Source organism: Candidatus Stygibacter australis (assembly GCA_030765845.1).
GTDB classification, from domain to species: Bacteria; Cloacimonadota; Cloacimonadia; order Cloacimonadales; family TCS61; genus Stygibacter; species Stygibacter australis.
In genome coordinates, this window is sequence record JAVCDJ010000226.1 from 19,650 (window position 1) to 30,577 (window position 10,928).

8 protein-coding genes are annotated in these 10,928 nt (G+C 40.4%); 3 read left to right on the top strand and 5 right to left on the bottom strand.

Annotated features, from left to right (window positions below):
* The first annotated feature begins 11 nt into the window (after positions 1 to 11).
* The 3 genes from RAO94_11605 to cysS all read left to right on the top strand — a co-directional run bounded on the left by RAO94_11605 (position 12) and on the right by cysS (position 3,965).
* A complete protein-coding gene (locus tag RAO94_11605) occupies positions 12 to 1,604 on the top strand; it encodes an LruC domain-containing protein (protein ID MDP8322986.1) in 1,593 nt (530 codons plus the stop codon).
* 18 nt (positions 1,605 to 1,622) lie between these two features.
* Positions 1,623 to 2,498 carry a HAMP domain-containing sensor histidine kinase gene (locus RAO94_11610; protein ID MDP8322987.1) on the top strand — a complete coding sequence of 292 codons (876 nt, stop codon included), beginning with the start codon at positions 1,623 to 1,625 and terminating at the stop codon, positions 2,496 to 2,498.
* A 72-nt stretch (positions 2,499 to 2,570) separates the two neighbouring features.
* Positions 2,571 to 3,965 carry a cysteine--tRNA ligase gene (gene cysS, locus RAO94_11615; protein ID MDP8322988.1) on the top strand — a complete coding sequence of 465 codons (1,395 nt, stop codon included), beginning with the start codon at positions 2,571 to 2,573 and terminating at the stop codon, positions 3,963 to 3,965.
* Positions 3,966 to 4,130: 165 nt separating this feature from the next.
* On the opposite strand, the gene wecB is transcribed toward cysS, so the two are convergent.
* From wecB to RAO94_11640, 5 genes are all read right to left on the bottom strand, one after another.
* A complete protein-coding gene (wecB, locus tag RAO94_11620) occupies positions 4,131 to 5,228 on the bottom strand; it encodes a UDP-N-acetylglucosamine 2-epimerase (non-hydrolyzing) (GenBank protein ID MDP8322989.1) in 1,098 nt (365 codons plus the stop codon).
* A gap of 18 nt (positions 5,229 to 5,246) precedes the next feature.
* Positions 5,247 to 6,296 (bottom strand): tRNA 2-thiouridine(34) synthase MnmA, encoded by a 1,050-nt coding sequence (gene mnmA, locus RAO94_11625; GenBank protein ID MDP8322990.1) that lies wholly within the window; start codon positions 6,294 to 6,296, stop codon positions 5,247 to 5,249.
* Between the two features lie 13 nt (positions 6,297 to 6,309).
* A complete protein-coding gene (gene murA, locus RAO94_11630) occupies positions 6,310 to 7,563 on the bottom strand; it encodes a UDP-N-acetylglucosamine 1-carboxyvinyltransferase (protein MDP8322991.1) in 1,254 nt (417 codons plus the stop codon).
* Between the two features lie 542 nt (positions 7,564 to 8,105).
* Positions 8,106 to 8,819, bottom strand: a complete 714-nt coding sequence (locus RAO94_11635) for a glycosyltransferase family 2 protein (GenBank protein ID MDP8322992.1) — start codon at positions 8,817 to 8,819, stop codon at positions 8,106 to 8,108.
* Between the two features lie 4 nt (positions 8,820 to 8,823).
* A partial coding sequence (locus tag RAO94_11640) for a C25 family cysteine peptidase (protein MDP8322993.1) occupies positions 8,824 to 10,928 on the bottom strand: 2,105 nt, incomplete at its 5' end.

A 10,928-nucleotide genomic window follows, 5' to 3' on the forward strand; every position in this document is an offset into this window, starting at 1 on the left:
CTGGAGAATTTATGAAAAATAGAATTATCTATGCTATTATAGTGATATTATTTTTAGCATTATTGACTGGTTGTGATTCGGGTGATGATAAAATAAACCCCATGGATAATGTGATAGCAGATGAAGAATTTATGTTCAATACATCAATCTATGTGAATATCCATCTGGAATCCACTAATTCAGGGGAAATCCAGCCGAATGCCTATTTTGAATTGTATGATGATGAGCTTCAGGATGATGGCAGCAGGTTACTGCAGGCAAGAACTGATGATGATGGCATATTTGAGTTTGATCTGCCTGTGGCAGCATTCAGAAATGAGATAATTTTGTATAATGAAAATAAAGATGCCTACAAATTTGATATTGAGCGGATTGATGATCTTACAGGTGAGATAAATGGCAGCTTCAATTCACCCTATAATTCAAGCGATCGAGAAGCTCCTGACTGGAATTATGATACTTCACCATATTATACTACAATATTTGCTGACGTCTTTAATGAATCAACTGAATTATTTGCTGATGATGTCAATGACATGTTTGCCTGTTTTCTGGGAAATTCCTGTATCAGCGTAACTGGCGGATTAAATCCGGGAGCTGTGATGCTGCCTGATAACCGTGTGCTTTTTTCCAATGTCCTGTATTTTCCCAATACCTCATTTCACACCCTGAATTTCCGCTATTACGATGCTTCTGTAGATCAGGTTTTTCTTTTTGTTGACTGGTATAACATACAATATGGTAATATCATGGGCAGCACTCAAGAGCCTTACACATTTTATTACGATAATTCCAGTGCCATGCCAGATCCCCATGTGATGAGCATATCCTCACCGGGTCTTGATGAATACGGCACACTGGCTTATGAAGATAACTGGCCCCAGCAGGGTGATTATGATATTAATGATCTGGTGATATATTATAATTTTGAAATGTATATTGAAGATATGGACTCTTATAGTGGTTATTATGAGATCAAATATAAACTGGCAGCTATTGGTACATCTTACACTATAGGCTTTGGAATACAGTTTCCTGATTATATGATATTATCCAATCCTCAAGATGATACTGGCACTACCTATTTGGAAGATGATAATTACACTTATATCTTCTTTAATGATGCACGTGATATAGCTCCTGGAAGCGGTTATCATAATACTGATCCCAGCCTGCCCTACTTTGAGCCAGAGCTTCATACGATCACAGTTGATTTTGAAGAATTGTGGAGAACCAGAATGTTCACGGCACCCTGGTATGAGATGCCATATAACCCCTTTATCTTTATAAATGGTGACAGATCACATGAGATACATCCAGCAGATTATCCACCTACCGATCTGGTCAATATTGAATTGTGGGGCAATGGAGATGACACCAGTGATCCCGATTCCTGGCGCTGGTATCGTACTGTAAATAATATGCCATGGTTCTTTATGATGCCTCAGGAAGTACCCTATCCTACTGAAAAAGCTAGTATTTTGGATGCCTATCCTTTCTTTGATGACTGGGTTGCATCTCCCTGGGATTATGAAAACTGGTATCTTGATACTCCTGAAAACAGGGATTATAATTATCTCTATACTCATTCTCGGGATCAATAACTTATTAAGAAGGTGAATATGAAAAATACTCCAAAAGAAATTACAGAAATATTAAATAAACTTATCAATATCTGCAATGAAAACCAAACTAATGACCGCACTAAGCAGAAAGAAAAAATAAAATCCCTGGTAGAACAACTTCAGGAAGAGATAATTAAAACCAGAAAACGGGATGCAATTTTAACCTCCCAGTCATTACAGGTCTCCATGGAACAAATGATAGGTTTCATGGCTCATCAATGGAAACAGCCATTGAATGCTGTGAATATTATCGTACAAAACCTTGAAGATGCCTATAAATTTGAAGAACTCGATCAGGAATTGATCACCAGGTCGACTATTGATGTGATGGAGCAGGTAAATTTCATGTCCCATTCCATTGATGATTTCCGCCGCATCTATCTTCAGGGAAAAGAAAAGAAACTTATAGCTGTAGATGATATTCTCAGTCGTGCTGCTGATCTGGCAAAGAGAAGCTATTCTTCGCTTAATATCAATATAATACTTGATCTGCAGGCAGATTGCCTGGTTTGGGGCTATGTGAACGAGATTTTTCAAGTAATCCTCAATATTCTCAGTAATATCAAAAATGCTTTCCTGAATTCCAGCATCCCTAATGATAAGCGCTTCGTGAAAATATCTTCTTCCTCAGAAAATGGGCAATGCCAGATTGTGATCTCTGATAGTGCTGGAAAAATGGCAGAAACCGTTATGGAAAAATTATTTGAGCCGGAAGAACAAGGACAGGATAAAATCAAAACCGTTGGTCTGGGTTTGTTTATGACAAAACTGATCATCACTGATAGTTTCAAGGGCACTATTTCTGCCTTTAATGATGATAATGGGACTACGTTCTCTATTATGATCCCTGAAGGCAAAGAAGCCTGCTGTTAATATTCTGCTTGACCTTTGACAAGGTCTTTTCTTTTTAAATCAACAATTAATAAAAAAATAAAAGGAGTGGGAATGAGAATCTACAATACAATGACGCGTAAAAAAGAAGAATTTATCCCTGTAGAAGCAGGGAAAGTGAAAATGTATGATTGTGGACCCACCGTATATAACTATTTCCATATAGGCAATGCCCGTAACCTGCTGGTGTTTGATGTTATCAGACGCTATTTTCAGTTCAAAGGTTTTGAGGTTACTTACGTGCAGAATATCACTGATATTGATGATAAGATAATCGCTCAGGCAATTGCTGAAGGTATTTCTACTGGTGATGTCACTGCCAAATATATCACTGCCTTTATGGAAGATCTTGATAAACTTGATATCCTCAAGCCTGACTTTCAGCCCAAAGCCACTCAATACATCGGTAAAATGATCGCATTTATCCGTTCTCTGGAAGAAAAGGGCATGGCTTACGAATCAGAGGGCGATGTCTATTTTGCTGTGGAGAAATTTAAGGATTATGGCAAACTGAGCGGCAGGAAACTGCAAGACCTTAGAGTAGGTGCCAGAATTGAAGAGAATGCCCAAAAGCGCTCTCCCTTTGATTTCACACTCTGGAAAAAAGCAAAACCTGGTGAACCTAAATGGAAAAGCCCCTGGGGTGAAGGTCGTCCCGGCTGGCATACAGAATGCGTGGTGATGAGCCGTGATCTGCTGGGAGATACTTTTGATATCCACGGTGGTGGCAATGACCTGGTTTTCCCTCATCATGAAAATGAGATAGCACAAGGTGAAACTGAGGCTGGACATCCTTACGTGAACTACTGGCTGCATAATGGATTCCTGAATATTGAAGGTGAAAAAATGTCCAAAAGTGCTGGTAATTTCTTCCTGGCACGTGATATTCTGCAAAAATACTCCGCTGAAGCTATCAGATATTTCTTCCTCTCCAAGCATTACCGCAGCCCCATAGATTTCAATGAAGAGATCGTCAAACAAAGCCAGGCTGCAATAAATAACCTCTATAATACCCTTAAGGATATCGACTATTTGAATCTTGAAGACCAGCCTCAATATACAGCTTTGCAGGAGGAACTCAAAGCTCAGTTTATTGAAGTGATGGATGATGATTTCAATACCGCTCGTGCTCTGGCGATCATCTTTGAAGCTGCAAAGGAATCCAAAAATTCTGACCTGTGCCTTTCAGATAGAACTGCTTATGCCAGATTAATGGTGGAACTCGGTGAAGTGCTGGGATTTTTCCGCAACCTGAAAGAAAAACTCACTAAATCAGATAATTATTCTGCCAAAACAGCAGGCTTGATCGAAATGCTCATAAAATATCGTCAGGAATTTAAAAAAGCAAAAAACTGGGAATGGGCAGACCGCATCAGAAAAGACCTTACAGAACTTAATATAAAACTAAAAGACACTCCTGATGGTACTGAATGGGAGATTGAAGAATAAAATATCCGCCCCCACCTTGCGAATGGTCGCAGACCTCCGCAATGGTGATGCTATCCACCGCCCCAAATACCCAAAATATCAAGCCTCCCAAATAAACTGTCCAACCATTTCAAAGGTCTTCGACCATTTGAAAGGTTTATTCCTGCTCCCTCACGTCTACTTTCATTACGGGATACGGAATATTTCCACAACTCGCTGCGCTGTATTACCATCCCATTTATCCGGGATCTTACCTTTTTTGATCTTACCTGCAAGTATTGCTTTTGCTGAATTCACTATTTCCTCAGCATTGAGTGGAATTAATTGATTAGTCCCTTCTGTGATCGTTATAGGTCTCTCAGTATTAGGCCTTAAGGTCAGGCAGGGGATCTGGAACCAGGTTGATTCTTCCTGCACTCCCCCACTATCGGTGATGATAAATTTAGCTTCCATCTGCAGTTTTATGAAATCATAATATCCTGCCGGTTCGATTAAAAGCAGATTGCTGATGGCAGCCACTCTTTTATCCAACCCAAAGGCAGTTAGTTGTTTTCTGGTGCGCGGATGGATGGGAAACACTAGTTTGATATCTTTTGAGATTTCACTGAACGCCGTCAAAATGGTATCCAGTCCCTCATAATTATCCACATTTGCAGGTCTATGCAAGGTGATCAAACAGTAATCATGTTCTTTGATTTTCAGTTTATTCAGGATATCCGAAGCTTTTGCCTTATCTTTAAATTCCCACAGACTATCGATCATGATATTGCCCACCCGGAATATCTTTTCAGCACCCACACCTTCCGCCAGCAGATTTCTATCAGCATCTTCCGAAGGGGTAAGCAGCCATGTTGCTATGGAATCCGTGAGCAGACGGTTTATTTCTTCCGGCATGGTTCTATCAAAAGAACGCAGTCCAGCTTCCAGATGAGCTATCGGGATATGCAGTTTCACTGCATCAATCGCGCAGGCGGCAGTGCTGTTCACATCACCCGCCACGATCACGATATCCGGTTTATCTTCCAGCAATGCTTTTTCATAGCGTTCCATGATCCGCGCTGTCTGCTCACCATGCGTCCCGGAACCAACTCCCAGATAGATGCCCGGCTTAGGCAAGCCCAGATCTTTAAAAAAGAAATCACTCATCCGCTGGTCATAATGCTGTCCTGTATGGATAAGTTTCACTTCAAATTCTGACGGATATTTGCTGAATTCCCGATATAACGGTGCCATTTTCATAAAATTTGGTCTTGCACCAACCACCAGATGTATTTTCTTTTTCACTTTATTTTTCTCCAATTATTATCTGACTATCACACCGCCACCCAGCAATTCATCATTACGATAAAAAACTGCTGATTGACCAGGTGTAACTGCCCTTACCGGTTCTTGCAATTTCACCAGTAAAACTTCTCCCAGGCACTTCAATTCTGCTACCTCAACAGCAGGACTGTTATATCTAATCTGCACCATAAGCTCTACAGCGTCTTCCGGAATATCTGCTATCCAGTTCACTTTATTGATCTCAAATTCTGCTCTAAGCAGGTCATCTTTATCTGAAGATACTATTAACTGATTTGTAGCAGTATGCAGCCCGATCACAAAAAGCGGAACATTGAGTTCCGTATGCAAGCCTTTCCGCTGACCGATGGTATATAAAGGCAGCCCATTATGCCTGCCTATTAACTCTCCATCCGATAATATTATATCTCCCGGTTCAAATGGTATTTTATCTTTTAGGAAATCCTCATAATGATCTTTGATAAAGCATATCTCCTGGCTCTCATTATGGATCGATACGGGAATCTGATTATCTATAATTATCTGCTTAGAATCTGCTTTGATCATTTCTGCCAGAGGAAACACAGTTTTTGCAAGCTGCTTCTGATGCAGTTGCCACAGCATATAAGACTGGTCTTTACGCATATCTGATGATCGATATAGATGATAAATATCTTGAGATTTTTCTAATTTTATATAATGTCCTGTTGCCATCTTCTCAATTCCAAGATCACTAATTGCATCCAGCAGCTTACCCCATTTGATCACCCGGTTGCACAAAGTGCAAGGATTGGGAGTTCTACCTGCCTGGTATTCGCTGATAAAATCCTGCATCACGGTCTTAGAAAAGTCTTCCTGCAGATTGATCACTTCATGAGGTATATGCAGAGCTTTGCAAACTTTTGCTGCCTGATGAACTACTGCCTCAATTCCTTCCTGCTCACCAAAACCAAGCTCATTATCAGTAAAATGACGCATGGTGACGCCCACTACTTCCCAGCCCTGCTTTTGCAACAGCCAGGCAGCAGCACTGCTGTCTATTCCTCCACTCAGGGCAATGGCAATACGCATAGATGTTTCCGGTTTAGCCTTTCATCCTTTTGATATCAGCACCCAAAGAAGTAAGTTTATGTTCAAAATTCTCATATCCTCTATCAATATGATAAATCCTTGATATCTCAGTAGTTCCCTGGGCAGCCAATCCTGCCAATACGAGGGCAGCACTTGCGCGCAGGTCAGTAGCCATCACAGGTGCACCAGATAGCATCTTTACGCCTTTCACCCGTGCCAAATTGCCTTCCACCTTGATATTGGCATCAAGCCGGTTCAATTCTGCAGCATGCGTAAATCTATCCGGGAAAATCCCTTCTTCAATGATACTCTCACCATTGCACAAACTCATCAATGCCATAAATTGCGCCTGAAGATCTGTGGGATATTCAGGGAAAGGGGCTGTTGTAATATTTACTGGATTTATAATATCACCTGGTTTGATCGTGATCTTATTTCCTACTATATCAAATCCACATCCTGCATGCTTGAGTGTATCAAAAAATTCGCCTAAATGATTGGGAACGCAATTAGTAACAGTGATCTCGCTGCATGTTATTGCCCCGGCTATCAAAAATGTTCCTGCCTCTATCCGGTCAGAAAGCATCTCAGTCCTTACGGGATTCAGTTTAGCCACTCCTTTGATATGTAAATGGCTTGTGCCTGCGCCAGTAATATCAGCTCCCATTTGTTTAAGGAATTCCACAAAAGATTGTATCTCCGGTTCAATAGCACAATTATAAAGATTTGTTTCACCCTCAGCCAGCACAGCTGCCATCAGTGAATTTGCCGTAGCTCCTACACTCACCTTTCTAAAGGTGATATCTGCCCCTTTCAATTTCTCGCATTCAGCGATGATATATCCATGCTCTATCTTAATATTTGCACCCAGCTTTTCCATTGCCATCAGATGCAAGTCCACGGGTCGTGTTCCTATAGCACATCCACCCGGAAATGATACTTTAGCCTTGCCAAATCTTGCCAGTAGTGGTCCCAATACATAGATGGAGGCTCGCATCTTACTCACCAGATCATAAGGTGCTTCCCAGCCATCAAGTTTTGTGGTATCAATATAGATCCTGCCCTCTTCCTGCTCTATCTGAGCACCAAGCATCCGCAAAAGATGTCCCATCAGTTTAATGTCTATCAAATTCGGTATGTTCTCCAGTACGAATTCTCCACCTGCCAATATCGTTGCTGCCATCACCGGTAAAGTAGCATTTTTTGCCCCGCTTACCGCTATCTCACCACTTAATTTCTTCCCGCCATTAATGATAAATCTATCCATGTTTTTTCCTTTTACTTATCCTGATATCTTTTGCGACTGCAGGATATTTATTGCATCCAACAATGTTTTTTAAATCAAAGCATTAGGATTTTTTACTGCTGGCAGGTCAATAAAGTTTTTCCTCTAACTATTATTTCACCTTATTTTTTCTCAAAATCTGCCATTCTTATCACCTGTTTTCAATCAGCTAACTGCATTATATATTTCCTTACTTTTTCTCATTCAGATCATGATCCCTATTTTTCTCACCCATTTCCAGGCATAGAAGAGGGACAACATAGCACAATCTAACAAAAAAATGTCAGTACGTGCTTTGTTGTTCCACTTTAGGGGCAGTTATTTTATAACTTGTTATTATACTTATATTTATGTCGCTATTGATGATTTTGAGTAAAAATGGGCATAATTAGCTGATTAATTGTAAAATATATTATTTTATTATTTTCATTGCGATAATATTTTGTTTGGGAATATAATTCTATAAAATCGTTAGCTTGCTATATTATTACAGATGATTGGAATGTAATTTGAAAATTAATTTACTATTTATGCAGCCAGTGGGAGATCAGGATAATGATAAAATTTCGGATGTCACGCAGGTGATTTATGTGGCTGATTTCTTCACCATATACTGTATCGATATCTGTATCTGCGATGAGATATTTTGCTCTTGCCATTTTCAGGATTATCTCAGTTTCAAACTGATAGCGAGTGGAAACAAGATTCATGTCCATGACAGGTTTAAGATAATATAGCCGGTAGCCGCATTGAGAATCAGCAACTTTTTGCCCGACAGTGATCGAGACCATGAAGCTGGTCAATTTATTAGACCAGATGCGAGGCAGGGGCATTATCCGTGGATTGAAATCCCTTTTTCCTATTACCATAGCTGCCTTTGTCTGCAGCTGCCTGGTAATAAATTCCGGCAGATGACTGGGTTTGTGCTGTTCATCGCTATCGATGGTGATGGCAAATTTATATCCAGCCTGCCAGGCGTTTTTCATACCAGCAAGCAGAGCAGCACCTTTACCGCGGTTTTGTTCAAATGCTATCAGAGTGATCCCCTGGTTGTTGCAGATTTGAGCTGAATTATCACCCGAGCCATCATCTACAGCGATTATCTGATTTGCCGGAAAGTGCTCCAGTAATTGTGAGATCAATGAAATAAGGTGCTTTTCACTATTATATACCGGCAATACTACTGCAGTATTTTTATGATCTGCATCCAGCAGGGGATAAATGTATTTATCTGGCATTGATTTAGTGCAGAATAATTACTTTACCTGTGGCTTCCGCAGATTTCCCTGAAAGAGAACTTTTTGCTTTCACTTTATAGAAGTAGGTATTATTTGCGAGCCTGTCGCCATCAGCATCATGGCAATCCCAGGCAATTTGATTATATCCTGTATCTGCATTTGCATCGATAACCTTGATCTTTTTACCGGAAATGGTATAGATAGAAATACTCACATTAGCAGCTTCCGTGAGGATAAATGTGAAATGTCCTGATTTTGACATGGGATTAGGATATGGCAGCAGCTTACTGATTGATATACTGCTGCTGGAACCAATTCTGAAATCAATTGAAGCCACAGCCGGACTGCCGAAATTATCATACACGATCAGTTTAAGGTTATGATTTCCAGTCGGGAGAGGGTCAAGCTGCCAGGTTAAAGTACCCTGCGTGTAAGATTCTGAGTTATAAAGAAAACCTTCTGTAACATCTATCAAGTCATCTGGATCATTACTGTCATCAAGCAACACGAGTATGCTTTTGCCGGCATTGCCAGATACATTGATCCCATTTTCATCAGTTATCTCAGCTATGAGCTGAGGATCTTCTGAGACAGTGTCACCATTGCGGAAATTTTCAGAATCCAGGAATACTGTAATCGTTGGGGCATCATCATTAGCAACATTTAGAGTAGATTCAGAATACTTGATATTATTGAGATTATTAAGCCAGTCTCCATCCTCATCATGCGTAAGAGTGATTATCCCTCCGTAATCTCCAGCGATAGCATCATCTGGAACAATAAAGGTGGTGCTGTATAATCCTGATTGGATATCCACTTCACCGCGAAAAACCCTGTTTGCCTTACGCAGATAATCCACTTCATATACTATCGTAGTATCAGCGGGTAAGAAATTGTAATAATGAATAAGTTGAGGACTATCTGTGACTATTGTTTCCCCCGTGGAATCCAATCTGGGATCTCCAAAATCTCCCTGGAAGGATACCGTTTGTCTGTGCGAGAGAGAATCTGGCAAACCACTAACACTGCCAATCCTGATTGGGAAGGGTAGATAAATAAGCGGGTCGCCAAGATAATTATATTTATTACTATTTGAGATACTTGCCGAAGAAGTATTTTTCGCATATTGCAGTGCCTTACCAGTAGTAAGTCTATCATTATACAAGGCATCAAAATAGTCTTTCATCAACTGATAGTTTGAGGTTGGACCAGATGATTCTGAAGCGGCTACAGAACTGATAGCTCCACCATCATCAGCAAAGAGGATCACTTCAGCCATACAGTCATTTCCAATCTGGTCAAATTCCCCTACATTACAGGAAGCAGCCACGAAATGCGTAAGATGCTGGTAATTTTGCAATAGCTGGATATCACCAATGCCGAAATAATCTTCATCACCCAGATTATCCCAGGCACCGTGACCTATATAATAAGATATCAATACTCCATCATTGACCAAATCAATAATGTCAGCAGTAGCTTCCGGCTTGCTCTGATAGGCATCAAAGGGGTATTCCAGACCATAGACCTTCTCTATCAACCTGCCATACAGCACTTCTGCTGTATCTTCCATTCTGAGTGTATGGTTCATACCAGAAATTGGCGAGGTACCCTCAAAACCACCTGTTTTGTTTTCATCATCAGCAATCAGCAGTATCTTATTCTGCCACCAACCCTTCTCTAGTTCATCATAATAATCATGAACTCTTTCGAGGTATTTATCCAGCATGTGCTCATTTTGAGCCGGGATCCTGCCAATCGCCAGTTCTGGACGTTTATCAAGATCAAAATCCACAAAGTAATCATCACTGGTTACACCTGATCGATCATAGGTGATAATTTTGTTTTTTTCTGTTGAATTATCAAAATTATAGGTTCCAGAACCTAATAGTAGTACGTATTCCAGACTGGGATTTGCCTCATAGTAATCCTGGAGAAAGTTCTTAATTGCACCGGGATCAGCAATGCCACTGCTCTGGGCAGCAAAAATATCTTCCTGGATCGCCACAGCCGTCTGTACATTGAAATATTGCAAATGCATTTCGATCAATTCATCTGCCTGGGTTTCAAAGTAATCCTGAGGTCTGATCATTAGACATTCCACAGGAC